General features: G+C 42.0%; 25 protein-coding genes and 1 pseudogene. 11 read left to right on the plus strand and 15 right to left on the minus strand.

Going from position 1 to position 18,355, the window contains the following annotated elements:
* Positions 1–6: 6 nt before the first annotated feature.
* The 4 genes from AC5JL8_RS13190 to psaI all read left to right on the plus strand — a co-directional run bounded on the left by AC5JL8_RS13190 (position 7) and on the right by psaI (position 4,539).
* The gene (locus AC5JL8_RS13190; protein ID WP_495880224.1) at positions 7–912 is read left to right on the plus strand and encodes a hypothetical protein; all 906 of its coding nucleotides are present in this window, start codon (positions 7–9) and stop codon (positions 910–912) included.
* 2 nt (positions 913–914) lie between these two features.
* Complete coding sequence (locus AC5JL8_RS13195; RefSeq protein WP_495880225.1) at positions 915–1,160, plus strand: hypothetical protein; 246 nt, start codon at positions 915–917, stop codon at positions 1,158–1,160.
* A gap of 388 nt (positions 1,161–1,548) precedes the next feature.
* Positions 1,549–4,287, plus strand: coding sequence for a hypothetical protein (locus tag AC5JL8_RS13200; RefSeq protein ID WP_495880226.1), 2,739 nt, complete (start codon positions 1,549–1,551; stop codon positions 4,285–4,287).
* A 111-nt stretch (positions 4,288–4,398) separates the two neighbouring features.
* Positions 4,399–4,539 carry a photosystem I reaction center subunit VIII gene (psaI, locus tag AC5JL8_RS13205; RefSeq protein ID WP_495880227.1) on the plus strand — a complete coding sequence of 47 codons (141 nt, stop codon included), beginning with the start codon at positions 4,399–4,401 and terminating at the stop codon, positions 4,537–4,539.
* Positions 4,540–4,704: 165 nt separating this feature from the next.
* Here psaI and AC5JL8_RS13210 read toward each other — a convergent pair whose 3' ends face one another.
* The 6 genes from AC5JL8_RS13210 to AC5JL8_RS13235 form a co-directional block, all read right to left on the minus strand.
* On the minus strand, positions 4,705–4,833 hold the full coding sequence (locus tag AC5JL8_RS13210; RefSeq protein WP_495880228.1) for a photosystem II reaction center protein J: 129 nt from the start codon (positions 4,831–4,833) through the stop codon (positions 4,705–4,707).
* 72 nt (positions 4,834–4,905) lie between these two features.
* Positions 4,906–5,025 carry a photosystem II reaction center protein PsbL gene (gene psbL, locus AC5JL8_RS13215; RefSeq protein ID WP_010997988.1) on the minus strand — a complete coding sequence of 40 codons (120 nt, stop codon included), beginning with the start codon at positions 5,023–5,025 and terminating at the stop codon, positions 4,906–4,908.
* Positions 5,026–5,034: 9 nt separating this feature from the next.
* Positions 5,035–5,172, minus strand: a complete 138-nt coding sequence (psbF, locus tag AC5JL8_RS13220) for a cytochrome b559 subunit beta (RefSeq protein ID WP_015115279.1) — start codon at positions 5,170–5,172, stop codon at positions 5,035–5,037.
* 9 nt (positions 5,173–5,181) lie between these two features.
* The gene (gene psbE, locus AC5JL8_RS13225) at positions 5,182–5,430 is read right to left on the minus strand and encodes a cytochrome b559 subunit alpha (RefSeq protein ID WP_495880229.1); all 249 of its coding nucleotides are present in this window, start codon (positions 5,428–5,430) and stop codon (positions 5,182–5,184) included.
* A gap of 119 nt (positions 5,431–5,549) precedes the next feature.
* Complete coding sequence (locus AC5JL8_RS13230; protein WP_495880230.1) at positions 5,550–6,572, minus strand: photosynthesis system II assembly factor Ycf48; 1,023 nt, start codon at positions 6,570–6,572, stop codon at positions 5,550–5,552.
* Positions 6,573–6,673: 101 nt separating this feature from the next.
* Positions 6,674–7,018 carry a rubredoxin gene (locus AC5JL8_RS13235; RefSeq protein WP_495880231.1) on the minus strand — a complete coding sequence of 115 codons (345 nt, stop codon included), beginning with the start codon at positions 7,016–7,018 and terminating at the stop codon, positions 6,674–6,676.
* Positions 7,019–7,214: 196 nt separating this feature from the next.
* Between AC5JL8_RS13235 and ndhC the strand changes: the two genes are divergently transcribed.
* The 5 genes from ndhC to AC5JL8_RS13260 all read left to right on the plus strand — a co-directional run bounded on the left by ndhC (position 7,215) and on the right by AC5JL8_RS13260 (position 10,063).
* Positions 7,215–7,577, plus strand: coding sequence for a photosynthetic/respiratory NAD(P)H-quinone oxidoreductase subunit C (gene ndhC / locus AC5JL8_RS13240; RefSeq protein WP_045872960.1), 363 nt, complete (start codon positions 7,215–7,217; stop codon positions 7,575–7,577).
* Positions 7,568–8,305: a photosynthetic/respiratory NAD(P)H-quinone oxidoreductase subunit K gene (ndhK, locus tag AC5JL8_RS13245; RefSeq protein ID WP_495880232.1), complete on the plus strand. Its 738-nt coding sequence runs from the start codon at positions 7,568–7,570 to the stop codon at positions 8,303–8,305. The genes ndhC and ndhK overlap by 10 nt, the downstream gene beginning before the upstream one ends.
* Complete coding sequence (locus AC5JL8_RS13250; RefSeq protein ID WP_495880233.1) at positions 8,298–8,825, plus strand: NAD(P)H-quinone oxidoreductase subunit J; 528 nt, start codon at positions 8,298–8,300, stop codon at positions 8,823–8,825. The genes ndhK and AC5JL8_RS13250 overlap by 8 nt, the downstream gene beginning before the upstream one ends.
* Positions 8,826–9,174: 349 nt before the next feature.
* On the plus strand, positions 9,175–9,828 hold the full coding sequence (locus tag AC5JL8_RS13255) for a GIY-YIG nuclease family protein (protein ID WP_495880234.1): 654 nt from the start codon (positions 9,175–9,177) through the stop codon (positions 9,826–9,828).
* Complete coding sequence (locus tag AC5JL8_RS13260) at positions 9,821–10,063, plus strand: hypothetical protein (protein ID WP_495880235.1); 243 nt, start codon at positions 9,821–9,823, stop codon at positions 10,061–10,063. Before AC5JL8_RS13255 ends, AC5JL8_RS13260 begins: the two co-directional genes overlap by 8 nt.
* 65 nt (positions 10,064–10,128) lie before the next feature.
* On the opposite strand, the gene AC5JL8_RS13265 is transcribed toward AC5JL8_RS13260, so the two are convergent.
* On the minus strand, positions 10,129–10,305 hold the full coding sequence (locus AC5JL8_RS13265) for a hypothetical protein (RefSeq protein ID WP_495880236.1): 177 nt from the start codon (positions 10,303–10,305) through the stop codon (positions 10,129–10,131).
* A gap of 22 nt (positions 10,306–10,327) precedes the next feature.
* Positions 10,328–10,492: a hypothetical protein gene (locus tag AC5JL8_RS13270; RefSeq protein WP_495880237.1), complete on the minus strand. Its 165-nt coding sequence runs from the start codon at positions 10,490–10,492 to the stop codon at positions 10,328–10,330.
* A 232-nt stretch (positions 10,493–10,724) separates the two neighbouring features.
* Here AC5JL8_RS13270 and AC5JL8_RS13275 point away from each other — a divergent pair, with 232 nt between their 5' ends.
* Positions 10,725–11,564 carry an Rpn family recombination-promoting nuclease/putative transposase gene (locus tag AC5JL8_RS13275; protein WP_495880238.1) on the plus strand — a complete coding sequence of 280 codons (840 nt, stop codon included), beginning with the start codon at positions 10,725–10,727 and terminating at the stop codon, positions 11,562–11,564.
* Positions 11,565–11,600: 36 nt separating this feature from the next.
* On the opposite strand, the gene AC5JL8_RS13280 is transcribed toward AC5JL8_RS13275, so the two are convergent.
* The 3 genes from AC5JL8_RS13280 to AC5JL8_RS13290 form a co-directional block, all read right to left on the minus strand.
* On the minus strand, positions 11,601–11,840 hold the full coding sequence (locus AC5JL8_RS13280; protein ID WP_495880239.1) for a hypothetical protein: 240 nt from the start codon (positions 11,838–11,840) through the stop codon (positions 11,601–11,603).
* A 178-nt stretch (positions 11,841–12,018) separates the two neighbouring features.
* On the minus strand, positions 12,019–12,573 hold the full coding sequence (locus AC5JL8_RS13285) for a phosphate-starvation-inducible PsiE family protein (RefSeq protein WP_495880240.1): 555 nt from the start codon (positions 12,571–12,573) through the stop codon (positions 12,019–12,021).
* Between the two features lie 84 nt (positions 12,574–12,657).
* Entirely contained in the window at positions 12,658–13,749 is a 1,092-nt protein-coding gene (locus AC5JL8_RS13290) for a tetratricopeptide repeat protein (RefSeq protein ID WP_495880241.1), read from the minus strand.
* A 282-nt stretch (positions 13,750–14,031) separates the two neighbouring features.
* On the opposite strand from AC5JL8_RS13290, the gene AC5JL8_RS13295 reads away from it, so the two are divergent.
* Positions 14,032–16,074 carry an elongation factor G gene (locus AC5JL8_RS13295; RefSeq protein ID WP_495880242.1) on the plus strand — a complete coding sequence of 681 codons (2,043 nt, stop codon included), beginning with the start codon at positions 14,032–14,034 and terminating at the stop codon, positions 16,072–16,074.
* 115 nt (positions 16,075–16,189) lie between these two features.
* On the opposite strand, the gene AC5JL8_RS13300 is transcribed toward AC5JL8_RS13295, so the two are convergent.
* The 4 genes and pseudogenes from AC5JL8_RS13300 to AC5JL8_RS13315 all read right to left on the minus strand — a co-directional run.
* Positions 16,190–16,429 carry a hypothetical protein gene (locus AC5JL8_RS13300; RefSeq protein ID WP_495880243.1) on the minus strand — a complete coding sequence of 80 codons (240 nt, stop codon included), beginning with the start codon at positions 16,427–16,429 and terminating at the stop codon, positions 16,190–16,192.
* Between the two features lie 97 nt (positions 16,430–16,526).
* Entirely contained in the window at positions 16,527–16,661 is a 135-nt protein-coding gene (locus tag AC5JL8_RS13305; RefSeq protein WP_495880244.1) for a hypothetical protein, read from the minus strand.
* Entirely contained in the window at positions 16,658–16,981 is a 324-nt protein-coding gene (locus tag AC5JL8_RS13310) for a DUF433 domain-containing protein (RefSeq protein ID WP_495880245.1), read from the minus strand. The genes AC5JL8_RS13305 and AC5JL8_RS13310 overlap by 4 nt, the downstream gene beginning before the upstream one ends.
* 85 nt (positions 16,982–17,066) lie before the next feature.
* Positions 17,067–17,920: pseudogene (locus tag AC5JL8_RS13315) on the minus strand (tetratricopeptide repeat protein); the annotation flags it as partial.
* Between the last annotated feature and the right edge of the window lie 435 nt (positions 17,921–18,355).

Below are 18,355 nucleotides of genomic sequence, written 5' to 3' on the forward strand. Positions count from 1 at the left end.
CGGCTAATGGGTAGAAGAAATTCCACAATTGCAGGTGCAGCCATTTTTATATTGGCGATCGCTGGATGTACTTCAGAAAGTACAGAACAAGCTAGTAATCCTAGTCCAACTGCGGCTAATCTTAGCCCAACTGCAACACCAGCAGTAAAAACGCCACCTGCAACTCAATCTTTTAATAATCCTGTGATACCTGGCAAACAGGTATCAAAAGTTGCTTCTGTAACTTATAGTCCATCCTCTAATTTGATTCAACCGACTAATGCTAAAGAACGGGAAATCATGGTATTGAAAGGTCGGACTGACCCGTTTGCACAAATTTCTGGACAGATGGTTACCGAAATTGCTAATACTACTACGAAACCCGTTCCTGTGTTGCCTCCTTTGCCTACTGTCAAACCTTTGAGGAAAATAGCAGTAGTAGCGAAAGTACCACTACGCAGTGGAGTAAAAACAGCTAATTTAATCGCACAAAAAACTAACACAAATAAACAAGCAAGTGCTTCTCCTGGCTTGGCTCCAGTCTTGCCTAGAGTTTTGCCTCCAGTTGTCCCCAGCCCGAATTTAGTCTCTGTATTGCCAAAACCAGAACAGCCAGAGTTAGCAAAATCAGTGCTTGTGACGGGTGTAATTTTAGTGCGAAATCAACTCCAGGCAATTATCAAAGTACCGAATGAGCCGACGAGTCGCTATGTGCAAGCGGGACAGCGATTAGCAAATGGTCTGCTGATTAAACGTATTGAAATGAATGAAGGCTCCAATCCTATCGTAATTGTGGAACAATACGGTATTGAAGTTGCAAGAATGGTAGGGGATGCACCTGCCAATTCAGCACCATCAAATACCAATAATGGCGGAAATTCTATTTCTTGGACAACGCCACTCCCAAATATTGTTGCTGTCGGAGCTTCATAAGGATGGAGACTAAAGAAACAATTGAATTTGCTGGTTTGCCTCTAGCAGTCTATCGAGAGATAGCAGCTCATTTGTGCCAAGTTGAAGGGGTAGAGGTGGGTCTGATCCCTCAGTCATCTCAACAGTTTGATTATCATCAAAGTCAAATCAGTGGCTTGTCGATTGCGTGGGTATCAAACCCTGCTTTGGAAAATCGGCAACGCGTTCAGCAGATTTTGACTTACTATCAAAATCGCTATGGTATTTGACGACTTGAGTAAATATCAAGTTTCTTAACTATACCCATAGTTGAGATATTACGTTTTTCTGTTGTTATATCGAACTGAGGTTTAGTTCACCTTAAGAACCTTTGATACTATTTCACCCGATGTTTGCTATGTATCATACCCTCAGCAGCCACTATTGGAATGGGCAGTTGGGGGTATTTGATATGTTGATCATACTCAAAGAATGTAATGCGAGTTGAATTGGGTATCTATTCTCATTAATCTAAGTTGCTGAGAATAAAGTTTGATTACTTAATATCAATATCAAAACATCGTCTGAGGTTATGCAATTATAAATTGCTGAGGTAAACTTGCAAGCAAGTAATGCAAAATATTACTCAGCTGGTCTTCGGTCTGGGCATCACTCACAATGGAACACTGGCAATTTCTGATACAGAAGCAGGGCGATCGCGCTTGGCATGCCCTGGAATCGCCAAAGGGAGAAATTACGGAGGGTCGGTATAGAGTTTTGGCTCGTTCTAACCGGCCTAATATAGACGTGGAAGTGCGAGTAACGCACTCTTCGACGCAAGAAGTACCACCAAAGCGGCGAATTCAGAAGCGATCGCGTCGTACTAATTCAGAAGGCTTAATGGCGGTAATTCCTTTTACCTACTTCAAGCCTGGTATTTGGGAGTTGCAATGCTCCGGTGACTTGATGTCGGATATTCTCGGTAAATCCTGGCAATACAATGTCTCTCTACGAGTTTTGTCTGAACAAACAGATGAGAAGGTGGGAATCATAGAGGGCGAAACGAGTCTGGAATCAGATTTCTTTGATGACCCAGAAAGTATTGCTGATGACAATTTGGTATCTGCTACTTCGGCACAATCCCCTATTGCGATAGTAGACACTGTTACTGTTGCTGTTCCCACAGAACTAGCAATTGCAACACAAAACAGCCTTAGCGGAACTGATCTGTTAATTGATACTCAAGAAGATGCTGTTATCGATCAGCCTGTAAGTCCGGTTTGGTTCAAAGGTGAGACAGCAGAACAAATTTTACAAAACTTAATAGATTTAGCTTTACCTACATCTGACCCTTTGCTTGAGGATGAAACGGAGGATGATTCTTCGGATATAGCAATATCACCACCGTTATTACTGACCCTCGTTCAGGAAGCCTATGTTGCTCACTGGGGGCAAGCTCTCACCGTCAAGGGACGGGTGGAGCTAGATATGGAAGCTGAGATACCTTACCCAGAAAGTCTCTATGGGCTAGCAATAGAAATTGAGCTGCGCTCACCCTTAGAAGCGGAAATCTTGACCAAGGTAAGGCAACCTTTACTGAATCAGGTGTTGCCCTTTAATATCACATCGTCAATTGATATTCCTGCTGACTGTGAATCTAAATTAATCTTGGCGGATATTAGTGTGTATGGAGGACTAACTGACTTTGGTGAAGCGATACTGTTAGCTAGCCAGTCTTTCACAATTACAGCAGATGTCACTGAATTACTAGCAATTACAGCCGCAACAAAATCTAGTACGCCAGATATTTTGGATGACAAAAGCGCACCCCTGACCTCACCTACTGCTGCTAAAGAGCCAGAGCCATCATTTAGTATCGATTTGGCACTTTTCAATCTGGTTAAAACTGTCAAATCAGACCAATCTCTACCGCTCAATCCATCCCCGAATCAATCCCTACCACCACAAATTAGCCAGCAATCTTCACGAGAAGCGGCCCAAGGGCCGTCTACGGTTAAGAAATCAGCAGATTATCGTGCGCTTCAATTGCCGAATTTTCCCCCGCTTCCACCGCCTCCACCGCTGCCAATCGAGGCGATCGCAACGGCGGCGGTGGCAGAACCCCCAACAGCCGTAATTTCTTCCCCAGAAACTTCTACAGCAGAACCGCCAACAACCGAAGCAAGTTTAGAGAAGGTTGAAACTTTAGCCACAATCAATCTCGATCAGCTTGTCATTAAACATCGCAGAGTACCGGCTGGCAGTACATTTCCGTACTTGAAACGGTTAAAAGTCTTGCCAAATGATCGCCAAGAAATAAACAGTGGTGTATTAGATACATTGGATGTTCAGGTTTCTGAGAACTCAAAGGAGCCAGATGAAACTCTAACGGAGCATCAAAACACACCTGAAGCCAATGCATCAGAATTAGTAGCCAATGATCGACAATTGCAGGATGAGTCTGTTGTAGAAATAGCTACACCATCTGCTTCGGAGTTAATTGATGAGTCTGTTGCACAAACAGTTAACCCACCTCGTTCAGAGTTAATTATAGAAGGCAATCCCTACTCATCCCCTTTGATTACGAAATGGTTGCAGAGCCAAGGATTTTCTATACCCGAAATCATCCACGTGCCAGACCGAGATTATGATACTAATGTTCTAGCCGAGCAGACAATGCCTGATGAAAAGGCTTCCGTTTCTTCTAACCCTCAAATTTTAATGTCTGATATCGACTTGCCATTAAAGCTAAATGATGAAACGGGGGAATTAACAGATGAGGAGCCGATAAAACAAGAGGAGATAGAGATACCAACTGTTTTAGAAGCAGAAAATATAACAGAAGAAGCCTCCGCGCTAGTACGTCAAGACCCTCCATCATTGCCTCCTCCCCATACCAAGAGCATTCCGGCTTGGTTAGCGCAAGAAATTGTTGTAGATGATACATACAGTGAACCTGAAATAAATGCAGCAAAAAGTCATACCTCCCAAGCGGAGGAGCCAGCGCTATTAGATTCAACTTCGTTACCTATAACTGCGGCGATTACTGAGCCGTTACCAATTCCACAATTGTATGTGCCAGAAGGTGAACTGATCGCGGGCAAATTTGTGAAAGTGCAAGTGGAATTACCTGAGGTATCGCCTCAAGTGGTTGTCAAGTTATGGGTTGAGGATTGCCAAACTCGCTGGCTGCTAGACGGCCCTTATTTACTGAAAAATTTACAGCCTAATTCCTTGGGAGGGTTGGAAGCAATCACGCAATTGCACATTCCTTTTGGTTGTTTGGAATTACGAGTTGAGGCGATCGCTCTAGATATGGCAACCCAACAGGAAAGTCATAAAGTTACCATAACACGAACTGTGATACCGCCAGACTTGCCAAATTTGCAGCTGGTGGATGAGCTACTAGGTATCTAAATAGCTTTGGCTATGGTAGCTGTGTTAAAAATCTTTAGAATTTAAAAAATGGGGCTGAATTTGCAGTAAGCTCATCTTGAATTGTAGTGTGATTGAACAGGAATATTTGCTATGTCAACCGCATTTTTGCCTTCTATTTTGGCGTATTCTACGTTCTTGCCTTCTATTTTTGTTCCTTTGACTGGTCTAGTTTTCCCAGCAGTAGCTTTCGCGTTTTTCTTTTTATACATTGAACGCGACGATATTGGCTAATCGATTATTAGGTAATAGGCTACTTCGCTTTTTATCCATTACCGAGTGGATTTAATAAATATTAGAATACCGCCTGTCTCAATGAGATAGGCGGTTTTTTAATGCTGATTTCTAAACAAGTGCTAGATAATCTACACTACTTATGCTATTTGGCTCAAGCTACCATTACATTGAAGAACCGAGTCCGGCATAGGCTCCGTAAAAGAAAATGCCTACAACAGTAATTACACCTAACCCTGCGATCGTAGCGACGACCCATAGGGGAATTCTCCCACTTCCAGCACTTCGAGACATAGTTTTATCTCCTCCCTTAATAAAAAATCAACACAGGTTAAATAAACAAATGATTAACAACAGTTTTTCCAGTTAGTTAAAGAAGTAACTGGAAAACAGAATACCCAGAACAAAAACTAGTAATAGTCCCAGGTAAAGGGAAGTCCGGTTTAGCTCAACCGGCTGATTATTAGGATTGGGCGTTCTTTCCATGAGTTCCTCCTAGCGTTGAATAAACTGCATTGCGGCGATCGCGCCCAAGAAAAAGACGGTTGGCACACCTAAAGTGTGAACTGCAAGCCATCTAACCGTAAAAATTGGATAGGTAACTGGTTGATTGATGTTGTTGCCACTAGTCATGATTTCAAACTACTTTTCGATAAATTTTTCAACTTGCTGTTTAGCTTCAAAACGGTTGTTCACAATGGGCACTTCCTGCCGTACTTCTGTGAAATACTCATTGGGTCGTGGTGTACCAAACACATCATAAGCCAGTCCTGTGCTGACAAATAACCAACCAGCAATAAATAATGCTGGAATAGTGATGCTGTGGATCACCCAGTAACGAACGCTGGTAATAATGTCCGAAAATGGACGTTCTCCAGTGGTACCTGACATTTAATTCCTACCTTCACAAGACTGTTATTGAGTTTATTATCCTACAAAGTTTAGAAAGAGTTACAACTTGCAACGTCCTTCTCAGAAATAAACAGAACTACATCAACCTAGTGTTACCACTAAGCCGCCTCTGACTGGGAAGCTGTTTCAACGTTGGGTTTATATTTTAGTAAAACGCCGCGATCGCCAATAATAAACCCTTGCTCAGGTTGGAAAAACACAATTTTGTAAAAATTAGCAGCAACTTCTTCAACCTCACGGTCTTTTTCCCAGGTTTTACCACCGTCGGAACTGTGCAGCAAATTACCGCTACCGCCACCTACCCAAATGTCATTGGGTGTGCGATACGCTAAATCTAGTAAACCCCAACTGGTAGAGAACTCAGGAGCTTGTACTTCTTGCCACTCTTCAGGTTTAGTTGGGTCGCTAAACTGAACTTGACCGCCCCTTGCTAGCATCCACAACTGACCATTGTCAGCAAAGCCCATGTTTTCTACTCGGCGAGAACTATTGCGGTTATGAGGAACCCAAGCATTTTGCCCTGGTTCCCAAGTAGAGTAAAAGCTACCCTTAGCCGAAACAGCAACATATTTACCATCAGCAGAACGTTCCAGGTTACGAACCACACCTACCGCTGCTTCCACCTGGGCTTTCCAGTTTTTGCCGCCGTCGGTGGTTTTATATATAGCGCCTACATCAGTAGCCATCTCAGCTGCGTTTGGCCCCAATGCACTGATACGAATAGGGCTACCAGGTAGTTTTTCACTTAACGGAATGCGCGACCAAGAACGACCTTCATCAGTGGTGTGCAGCAGCAAAGAAGGCTCTCCCACAATCCACCCTTCTTGGCCAGCAAAACTAATAGAGTCAAAGCGATACCTTGAGTCATCCAGTGCTAACGTTAAGGGTTTCCAATTCTCCCCACCGTCATTGGTTTCCAAAATGGTGGCGTTGCTACCTACTAAATAGCCATGCTGAGAATTAGCAGCAAAAGCAATATCCAGCAGCTTTGCTTCTGTGGGGACAGTAATGATTGCCCAAGGGTTATAGCTGGTAGAGGGGACTTTGCTACAACCTATACACATCAGGACAACTATTAACAAGGCAAATATTCGTTGCCAACTTTTAAAAATTGAATGCATCAGTATTTCTTAGTTGTTTCTAAATTTGTGTACGGGTTATCTAAAACGTTTACCTTAGGGGCAATAACTAACTACGGACTGGTTCAAAAAGATAGCGGGTCTTATTGTAAGCCGTAGAGACTGAGAAAAAACAAGAAACCAAGTGCCAATGCCCCAAAAATCAAGATACTTTTTTGGGTTGGCGTTAGCGTATTCACACCTAAACCATAACCAAGATTTTCTCGGAAGCCAGATGCTTGTCCCACAGGGCCAATATTGGCGAAAGCTTGTTTTTTAGCGCTACACACCGGACAGCGCCATGATAAGGGCAGGTCTGCGAAAGATGTTCCTGAGGGAATGTCATGCTTGTCATCTCCCTTTTCAGGTTCATAAACGTAACCGCAGGCGCGACACTCGTAGCGGTCTAACTCTTGATTTTCAACAGTTTGTTCGCTTTGTTCGCTCATGGCTTAGGCCTCGCAGAGGGGCAAATATTAAATATACGTTAAAAATTATGACATAACTGTTAGAATTTTCTATCACAATCAAAAACGAATCAAATACCCTCAGCGCGTTTGTTTCCCAGATTTCAGAAAAGCCTAAAAGATATAATGTAAAAGAAAGTAACAGCCTTATTTACACCATAAGCGGTAGATATTCATTGTGTTTGTCCTCAGCGGTTACGAGTACCTTCTAGGCTTTCTAATTATCTGTAGCCTAGTGCCTGCCCTGGCGCTCTCAGCGTCCAAGCTCTTAAGACCTAGTGGCAAAAGCGCAGAACGGCGCACCACCTATGAATCAGGCATGGAACCCATCGGCGGAGCCTGGATTCAGTTCAATATCCGCTACTATATGTTTGCCCTAGTCTTTGTCGTCTTTGATGTAGAGACTGTATTTTTGTACCCTTGGGCGGTTGCTTTTCACCGTCTAGGGCTATTGGCATTCATTGAAGCGCTAATTTTTATTGCAATTCTTGTAATCGCCTTAGTTTATGCATGGCGTAAAGGAGCTTTGGAATGGTCGTGAATTCTAACTTAACAACCCAGGACAAAGAGCGAATCATCAACCCGATTGAGCGTCCCTCAATCACCCAGGATCTTTCAGAAAACGTAATCCTGACTACGGTTGATGATCTTTACAACTGGGCGCGGCTTTCGAGTTTGTGGCCGTTGCTATTTGGTACGGCTTGCTGCTTTATTGAGTTTGCAGCTTTAATTGGTTCCCGGTTTGATTTTGACCGCTTCGGATTAATTCCCCGTTCTAGCCCCCGCCAAGCTGATTTAATTATTACGGCAGGGACAATCAACATGAAGATGGCACCTCAACTCGTGCGGCTTTATGAACAAATGCCTGAGCCGAAGTATGTAATTGCGATGGGAGCTTGTACGATTACTGGCGGGATGTTCAGTGTTGATTCTCCTACTGCTGTACGTGGAGTTGATAAACTGATTCCTGTAGATGTGTACTTACCTGGTTGTCCTCCTCGTCCAGAAGCAATTATTGACGCAATCATTAAGCTGCGGAAGAAAATAGCTAATGATTCAATGCAAGAGCGGAGTCAAATTAAGCAAACCCACCGCTACTACAGCACGACTCATAATCTGAAGCCAGTGCAGCAAATTTTAACTGGTAAGTATATGCAGTCAGACGCTCGCTTTACCCCACCGAAGGAATTGGCAGAAGCGATTGGTTTGCCAGTACCACCTGCTTTACTGACATCCCAGAAACAAAAGGAGGAAACGAACCGTGGCTGAAGAAGAATCTAAACCAGTACCAGCAGATGAAGCAGCTTTGGTAACAGCCGGTCAAGTTTCCCAATGGTTGAGTGAAAACGGCTTTGAGCATGAGTCTTTAGCACCCGATGCTAATGGGATAGAGATACTGAAGGTGGAGCGGGATTTCTTGCTCCCCATGGCTACGGCTCTGTATGCTTATGGGTTTAATTATCTTCAGTTTCAAGGTGGTATTGACCTTGGGCCTGGACAAGAATTGGTAAGTGTGTATCACCTAATTAAAGTTGGTGATAATAGCGATCGCCCTGAAGAAGTACGATTGAAGGTGTTCTTGCCAAGAGAAAACCCTACAGTTCCTTCAGTCTACTGGATCTGGAAAACCGCAGATTGGCAAGAACGCGAGTCTTACGATATGTTCGGCATTATCTACGAAGGACACCCCAACCTGAAGCGGATTTTAATGCCAGAAGATTGGATGGGTTGGCCTTTGCGTAAGGATTACATCTCGCCTGATTTTTACGAGTTGCAAGAAGCTTATTAGGTAATGCTGATTGCTGAGTCTTGAGTGTCAGCAGTGAGAATTTTAATGTCTCATCTCTAACCCCTTTCCGTCGGCGGAGAGGGGTATTGTTTTTTAACGCAGAGGAACACGGAGGTTCGCGCGGAGGAGGGAGGTGATCGCAATTATTTTTTACCTATTTATAGTTTGCTTTTCAAAATAATTTGGAACTGTTAATTTAAGATAATTTGAGGGAAATCTATAAATGTAGCCTCATACAAGGAGATAATATTACTAATTATAACTGCAAATAATGAGTAATTAGATTTACATTTTAAATTGCTAAAGTTTCAATAGTTTAACTTGTACATAATTTGGTTGCAGTCATGCAATGTTATTAACAAACATCAAAATTTCTGACCTGCCATCGGTTTATTTATTAGACAAAGACCAACTGCCAAATTGTGCAGCAATCTACTTTGTATCTGATAGCAAAGGTCAGATACTTTATATTGGTAGAACAGTCAACTTGGTCGGACGCTGGCGTGAACATCATAGATTTAAACAACTAAAAAGATTTAATCGCAAAGACCGTATTAGTATTAGTTGGATAAATTGCAGTAATAATATAAACGCTCTTCCAACTCTTGAAAATGAGTTAATAAATTTATACAAACCGCCGTTGAATTGGTCAAAAGTTGTAGCACCGATTAGAAGAATAACTCCGGCTGAGATGGCACTACAGCATAGCCTTCAGCAGTTAGCTAAATGCAACGCTATGATATTTGGGTTCGACCCAATTGCGGATGAGAAACCACCAACAATATATTTGGTTTATCCCGTTTATGATAGGCGCGGTGTATCAGGCAGCATACGATCTGTACTAAAAAATATCAACAAAAAAGCTAGCACACTGAAGTGGAAAGAGTACCATACAGACCCTAAATATTTAGGAAAATTCGGATATTGGGAGACTGAGTACAACGGTATACGAATAGATTTAGCTCCGAGCTCCGGTTCAGGGTTTAGTTCACTTTATGCATGATTCGACTCGTCGCACTATCGCAGGGGTTGAACTTATGGCTTTTAGCAGCGATCAACTAGAAACACTTCTAGAAAATACACCAAAATTTAAGGAAAACGCTTCAGGTTTAGATGCTTTAGAGGATGATCTTATTCCGATAGAACTTGTAGATAAAAAACATAAGAGTAATAGTAAGCATCAAGGTGTAGTTGAAGTTGAACCTTGGGAGGAATTAGCGGGACTTAAACAAAAGTGAAGGAAGTAAAGTTAATCGGATAATGGACAGCTAGGGTGATGTAAAGCGAAATTTACAAGTTTTACTCAAAGCTTACCATGATGAAATTTAAAAACGCGATCGCCTAAACTCGACATTCCGAGTTCCAAGCTTGAAGTTTTCTGTTTCCAACTCAAAGTTCCGTGTTCCGAACTCGACATTTCATGTTCCAAGCTTGAAGTTTCCTGTTCCAAACTCGAAGTTTCATGTTTCAAGCTCGACATTCCAAGTTCCGAACTCGACGTTTTATGTTCCAAGCTCAAAGTTCCGAGTTCTGAGGTTGAATGATGGGGTTGTGAAGGCGATCGCTGTGCTTCTAAACCTCAAAGTTGAGATTTGCAACTGGAAGTTTTGTGTTCTGAGGTTGAATAATAAAGTGATGAAGGCGATCGCTGTACTTCTGAACCTCAAATTTAATACTTTAAGCTAGGGAAACTATGTTTTGAAGTTCAGTTGCAACAGGTGAAACCCAACAACTGAAAAAAATGATGTTGGTTTACTTTATGCTTAAGCTAATCTTGTATTTTAAAAGCGTTTCACTGCATCTACTACCAGCAAGCGATGTCTATTGACTCAATACTGTGCGTTTAGGTACTTCTTGATAAACTTGCAAATATAGATTTTTTGGCACAATAAAATCCAAGTGCAAACTGACAAAATTTTCTATAGCTTATTTCAAGCTTTCCCTAGTATATTTTTTGCCATCATTGGCGATACGAACGTCAACCCCAACGCCTATGAGTTCGTTTCCGTTGAAATAAAAGAAACTGCTTTTCGCATTGATGGGGTATTTATCCCTAAAACTGAAACAGCAGACCAACCTTTATACTTTGCTGAAGTCCAGTTTCAACTAGACAACACTTTTTATAGACGCTTGTTTGCAGAAATCTTTCTTTACCTGCGTCAAAACCCATCTGTTAATTTTTGGCGTGCTGTTGTTATCTATCCTCAACGCAGTTTAGACCCAGAAGACCAATTACCGTATCGGTTATTGCTAGATAGCCGGCAAGTACAACGCATTTATCTAGATGAATTAGGGACAGCTACAGAAAATTCACTTCAAGTTGCCATAGTAAAGTTAATTATCGAAAGCGAAGAAACAGCCGTTGACCGAGGTAGAGCATTAATTTTGCAGGCAAGAGAGCAACTGGCAGATGAAACTACTAAGAAGCAAATTGTAGAATTAATAGAAACTATCCTGTTGTACAAATTTACAAGATTGAGCCGAGAGGAGTTGGCAGCAATGTTGGGTATAGACGACGAATTTAAAAAGACAAGAATGTATCAATCAATGAAGCAGGATGCCTGGGAAGATGCTATGCAGGAAGGTCGGCAGGAAGGTCGGCAGGAAGGTAGACAGGAAGCTAAGTTAGAAGCTGTACCCCGCTTGTTGGCTTTGGGGTTGAGTGTAGAACAAGTAGCGCAAGCTTTGGATTTAACTGTAGAACAAGTGCAGCAAGCAGCAGGGAATCAGTGTAGCTGATAGCGCCTGCTGCTTAATGTCTCTCAATCGCCAACGTTACATCTTACCTTGCTGCATCACTTCTTGAAGATGGCGACGAATCTCTTGTGCTTGCTCAACATCAGACTGCCGCAATTTTTGGAATAATTCTACACAGGGTTGAGAGTTAGCTTCCTGTGCATCTTTAATGTAGGTATCGTAGGCTTTGACTGCTTCAGCTTTGTTGTGCAACACAGTTACAAAATCGTACTCTAGGTTGCTAATGGGTTCTTGAGACTGTCCGTTACCTGTAGTCATAAATTAACTCTCCTTTAGGTTTCTACTTAATTTCTACCTATCCTAAAAGAGGCATTCATCTTCCCAAAAGCGTAGAAAAAATTACCAAGCTTGCATTAGCAGCCGTAGATATAAAAATTTCAGGCTAGGATATGCAGTTTAGCTTAGATAGTTACTATGCAGCTATCTATGGGCTTATTTATGCCAGAGGTTGGTTTTCATCACGGCGACGTGAATATTGAAATTCCAACTCGTTTTGCAATTCACTACCGCCTTGATAGACAATCGGGCAAAACTTAGTATTAGCGCTCATGCAATCCATGTGCGGTGTCTTGGCACACACAATTAGTAGTCCACCCAGAATCAACAATAAGCCACAAATTGCTGCTGTCTGAACTGAAGAAATTTCTAACGCACCGTGAACGACTACTTCTCGTAGTACGGATACAATTGTGACTTCGACTGCTACGCCAACAGAAATACTATGTTCTTGCAAGTAGACCATGAGGAGTCGAAATAACTCCACCAAAATCAATACAAATAGGATTTTTGCTGTGATTACTTTGTAATCTAGTGTCTGTGTGATGGCAACAAATATGCCCCACAATTGTATCAACATTACAGCAAATAAACCTAAACACAAGACAATGACAATTAAGTCTTGAAAAGCTTCCATGTTGCGAACAATGGCATGGCGATCAAACCAGCGATCGCAAAATAAAAATCGACTTTTGACGCGTTTTTGCATGTGCATTATCATTCCAATCCGAACAAGTTCAGACCACCCAGCCAGTCCACCCATTCTTCCTATTGTTACGCAATGTTAAAGGTTCTCGCCTCAGCGAGGTTGGTAATTTAAATTCTGTGCTTGTTGCAACAATTGTTCGGCGTTTCTGCCCCATTCAGGATTACCCTGAGCATTGTATAAATCTCTAGCATATTGGAATACTTGTGCTGCTTCTCCATACTGTCGTAATTGCATAAAAACTAACCCAGCACCGTAATAAGCGTTGGGATAGTTGGAGTTACCTGTGGCAGATTTTCTAAATGCTTCTAATGCCTCTGTTAATTTGCCTTGGCTAAACCAAATTGAACCGAGATTGTAGTGTACTTCTGGATATTTAGGATTAATTCTTAGCGCTTTACTAAATGCATCTCTTGCTCGATCAATTTTGCCTTGTTGTAGATAAGATAAGCCTAAATGGTAAGCAGGCTCTGGTGCATTTGGACTATATTGCATCGCTTTTTTAAAGGATGCGATCGCTCGATCCCAATTCCGTTGCTGTTCTCTGAGCAACCCCAAATTATAATGAGCAAAACCGAGTTTAGAATCAAGTTCTATTGCCCGTTGTAAGTAATCATTCGCCAACTGTAAATTATTTCCTTCTAACAATGCTCCGCCTAAATTGGCAAAAGCTGGTGCAAACTTGGGATCAGTTTGGGTTGCTCGATAAAATGCATCTGCCGCAGGTTGTAATTGTCCTGATTGCCGCAATGCTAGTCCTAAATTATAGTGTGCAGCTGCCAATCTTGGATCTAGTTGTGTGGCTTTTCTAAATAAGGCGATTGCATCTTGGACTCTACCCGATTGAATCGCTTGTAAGCCCTGATTTAAGAAGTCTGTGGCAGTTTGTCCACTAGATTGTGCCAGCAAGCCAGGATGGAGAGATGGGGGGATGGGGAGACTGGCAGATGCAAACAAAAGACTTTCACCCAGCAAAACCAAACTTACCAGTACAGCTTGGCGGCAATAATTATTGACTTGCAAAAGATTGAAAAACTTGTGAAATAAACTTTCTTTACTTCTGCCTTGAAAGAGTGCTGAGTAAAGAGTAAGAATTTCTCTCCTTGTCCCCTTGTCCCCTTGTCCCCTTGTCTCCTTGCCCCCTTCTCTCCTGCCTTCTTGATATTGATTGAATGATAATCCCATTGCTTTTCTGACTGGCAATACTTTCAGTTACGTTTGCTTTACAAAATAGTTGGTGAAAATAGTAATAGGTTACAAAACTATAAACTATAGTACTAAAGTTTGAATTTATTAACGTTTCTTTAGCTAAATCTTACAACAGACTACGATTTTTTGTTCCTCAGATTAAAGGGAGGATAATAACAGATTAAAGAGGGAATGATTCTTCCTCGAAGAGAACCATTTTTTATCCCTGAAATATACAGGATAAGGCGGTTAGAAGTCACTAACCGCAAGGGAGGTTTTATGAACGAAAAAGTAAAATCGGGTTCGCGGAATGTTGCAATTGTCGGCCCTTATTTAAGTGGGAAAACAACTTTACTAGAGAGTTTGTTATTTGTCACAGGGGCAATTTCTCGCAAGGGTAGCGTCAAGGATGGTAACACAGTGGGAGATAGTGCGAGTGAGTCGCGCGATCGCCACATGAGTGTAGAAGTAAGCGCGGCTAGCACCGAGTATAACGGTCTGCGCTTCAATTTTATTGACTGTCCCGGCAGTGTAGAATTTGCCCAAGAAACATACAACGCTTTAATGGGAGTTGATGCGGCAATTGTAGTTTGCGAACCCATACGCGATCGCGTCCTCACCCTTGCCCCCCTATTTAAATTCCTAGACGATTGGGAAATCCCTCATATCGTCTTTGTTAACAAAATGGATCGGGCAAATATTCATGTTTTAGAGACATTACACGCCCTCAAAGCCGTTTCCAGCCGCCCCCTAGTAGCGCACCAATATCCCATCATGCAGGGGGAACAGTTAACCGGCTTTATCGATATGGTGACCGAACAGGCATATCAATATCATGCAGGCGCACCAGCTGATTCCATTCCCTTCCCCGAAAGCTTAAAAGAAGAAGAACATATTGCACGAGCGGAGATGCTCGAAGCTTTAGCAAATTTTGATGACCATTTATTGGAAGAACTTTTAGAAGATATCGAACCACCCCAAGAAGAAATTCTTAAAGATTTAAAAATGGAATTGGGCGCAGATTTGGTAGTGCCTGTATTCTTTGGTGTGGCTGAACAAGATTATGGTGTTAGACCTTTATTAGACGCCCTGGTACGCGAAGCACCCGAACCTGAAACCACAGCAGAACGTCGTTTAAGCAAAGCAAGCAATACTGCGATCGCTCAGGTATTAAAGACTTATTACACTCCCCAAGGTGGCAAACTCTCCTTAGTGCGGGTTTGGCAGGGCAAATTAACCGATGGTATTGTCCTCAACGGTGTTCGTGCAGGTGGTATTTATCGCCTCATGGGACAACAACAGCAGGTAGTTAATGAAGTTTTTGCTGGTGAAATTGTCGCTATCAGCCGTTTAGAAGGCGTGAAAACTGGAGATATCCTCTCCACAGATCCACAACTGAAACTAGAATTACCGAAAGCCGAACAGTTAGAACCAGTTTTCGCCCTCGCCATTACTCCTGAAAAGCGCAACGATGAAGTAAAACTCAGCAGTGCGATCGCCAAACTGTTGGAAGAAGATCCTTCACTAGCTTGGGAACAACATGGCGACACCCACGAAGTAATTCTCTGGGGACAAGGTGAAATTCATTTGCAAGTCGCCTTAGATAGGCTGCGCCGTAAATATAACTTGCCAATGACAACCCACTTGCCACAAGTGCCTTATAAAGAAACTATCCGTAAACCTGTAGCATCAGTTCATGGGCGCTACAAGCACCAAAGCGGTGGACACGGGCAATTTGGAGATGTTTTTCTCGATATCCAGCCCTTACCACGTGGTGAAGGCTTTAATTTCCGGGAAACTATCGTTGGGGGTGTGGTTCCTAGACAGTATATCCCTGGTGTAGAAATGGGTGTGCGGGAATTTCTGACACACGGGCCTTTGGGTTTCCCAATTGTGGATGTGGCGGTAACTCTAACAAACGGTTCTTACCACACCGTTGATAGTTCTGAACAAGCCTTTAAACAAGCTGCTAGGTTGGCAATGCAAACGGGGATACCCCAAGCCCAACCCACCCTTTTAGAACCGATTCTCCGCGTGCAAGTGACAAACCCTAGCGAATTTACTTCCAAAGTGCTGCAACTGCTGAGTGGTAGACGGGGGCAGATTTTGGGCTATGAAGGTAGAAATGATTGGCAAGGCTGGGATAATATCTCAGCCTATTTGCCGCAAGCCGAGATGCAGAACTTTATTGTAGAGTTGCGATCGCTCACTCTCGGTGTTGGTTCCTTCCACTGGGAATATGACCATCTCCAAGAAGTACCGGAAAAACTCGCTGAACGTGTGCTTGCTGGTAATGGTCACGGTAACGGTAACGGCAAGTAATTTTATCGGGATTTTGAATTAAACAAATCCCAACAAAATAAATTATCCAACACGTAGGGGCACAGCAATGCTGTGCCCTTTCGATAGCTGTATTTGATGCAAGTGAAACCTTAATTTATAAAGGCAAAAATAAAATCCTATTAATCCACTCTTCTGCATCGGAAGCAGCCCAAATCAGGATTAAACTATCAATTGCCTCCTGTATTGGTAAATCTTGAGAAATAATCAAGACACCTGCACTTGTTTGAGCGGTAATATATTCAGCAAAGTGAAAGGGCATTGTTCTGCGATCATGAGAAACCAGAATTCGCCCTTCTTTAGCTGCAATGTCTAAAACTTCTAAGCTAATCGTCATTTAAATTGCACCATTTTCATGGTAATAAAAGCTGCAAACCCTCTCCCCTGCTCCCTGCCCCCTGCTCCCCTGCGGTCTCAATGTGCAAATTAAATGCTTAACAGCTTATATCTTGCAAGCCTTCTAAATCGGTTACTAACGCCGTCTGAAAATCTATCCTTGGTTCACGCCGCAAAACACCTGACACAATATTTTGATTGAAGTCAGCATCCGCTTGAAACCGAATTGTCATTGACGATCGCCTTTAGCAGCAAGCAACTTGTTATACAATGCTGCATTCTGTTCCTTTGAAGCTTGACGTAGTTTCTGAAACTCAGCTTCGCCAGCTTTCAAATACGCATCAATTGCGGATTGATTTGCTAAGTAAAATGCGATCGCACCGTAAACTTGCTCAAGCTTTAATACTGGAAAACTTTGAACGATACCTTCCGGGGATGTGCCATTCAAGAAAGCATGAACAACAGAGTCTAAAGAAACACGACTATCTTTAATCCAGTAACTATTTTCTCTCCACTCAACATACTGCTTGTGAATAACTGGTGTTGCTGTCATAGATTGCAATCAGGGCTGAATAACTGTTTTTAGTATAGATTAGCCGATTGAATATCTAGAAATAAATCGCACTTAACTTAAGTTGGCTCAGGAGCGATCGCTCTTTGCGTTCTAAAGCAGACTGTGAAACACCTTTGGCATACCAAGCTTGGTGATAATCAGGTTTAATTTTCAATACTTTCTCATAGGATGTGATTGCTTCTTCTTTCAGACCTAAAGCAGAAAGCGCAATGCCTTTGTTATAACAAGCTTGGTAATAATCAGGTTTAACTTTGATTGCTTGCTCGTAAGATGTGAGTGCTTCTTCATATTCTTTTGCCGAAAGCAGTAAATTTCCTAGTTTCAGCAATAAACTTACCCTACTACTTGTTGTCTGATGTTTCTCAGCTAGCAGTTCTTGAACTTCTAAAACTTTTTCAATCTTTTCTTCTGGTGTAGGTTTTAGATATTCTTCATAGTTTCCTTCTAGTATCAAACGAGATGATTATTGCTCTAAAACTTCTGGTTTTGTTGGTAATTCAAATACCCCAGAGCGCCAATCAAAAAAATCTGGGGCGCGGTGGATTAAATAGTTTATCGAAAATGACCGCAAAAGAAAAACAAAGCAAAATGGGAAATTATCTCTAAACCGTTCTCGCTGTTGATTTAAGTGATTTAAAATATGCGGTACGCTTGTTAAATTACTAAATTGACCTTCAGTAATTTCGCCAAAAGTCCTTTTCTCATACTTATATAAAGATATTCCAGACCTTTAATCAATAAAATATCAATTTGAGTATTCGTGTTTGCTTGTTGCATCCGATTTCCCAACTCTTGCAGAATATCCGCATCTCCGCGTACATCCTGACAATCTACATACCTTGTGTCATCGGCGGGTAAGGGTTCAAAGGGGTTAAAAGCGTTATAAAGGTTGGTGAGTAAATCAGGATTATTAAGCATAAGTAAAAAATATTGCAATTTTGCCCATTATAGTGTCGCTAATAGAAAGTTAGGTTTTGGGCAAGTGAGGAGGAAAGTTAAAGACAGACAAAAATCCTTATTTCTCGTTTCTCCTGTTTTCGCTATCTCTTTAAAAAAGGAGTTTTGATTAGTTAGTATCTCAATTACCTAGATTTAGTCCAGGTAAATTTATATTTTGCATCTCGTCGCCCTCACCCTAAAAAGGCTTGTTATTAATTACACCTTTTAAATCTTTCACTTCGTTGCTGTCCCACCTCAGAATAAATTCTGAGGCTAATAGCTAAAGTCCTCTCAAGAGGACTAAATAAACATTTCAGTCCACTTCAGTGGAGTTAGGCTATTAGCCTTGCACTTCAGTGCAGGGCGGGATATAGGTAAGCGCAACAATTTACTCAAATAACAATCGTCAAAGCT

It is taken from the genome of Mojavia sp., assembly GCF_059505145.1.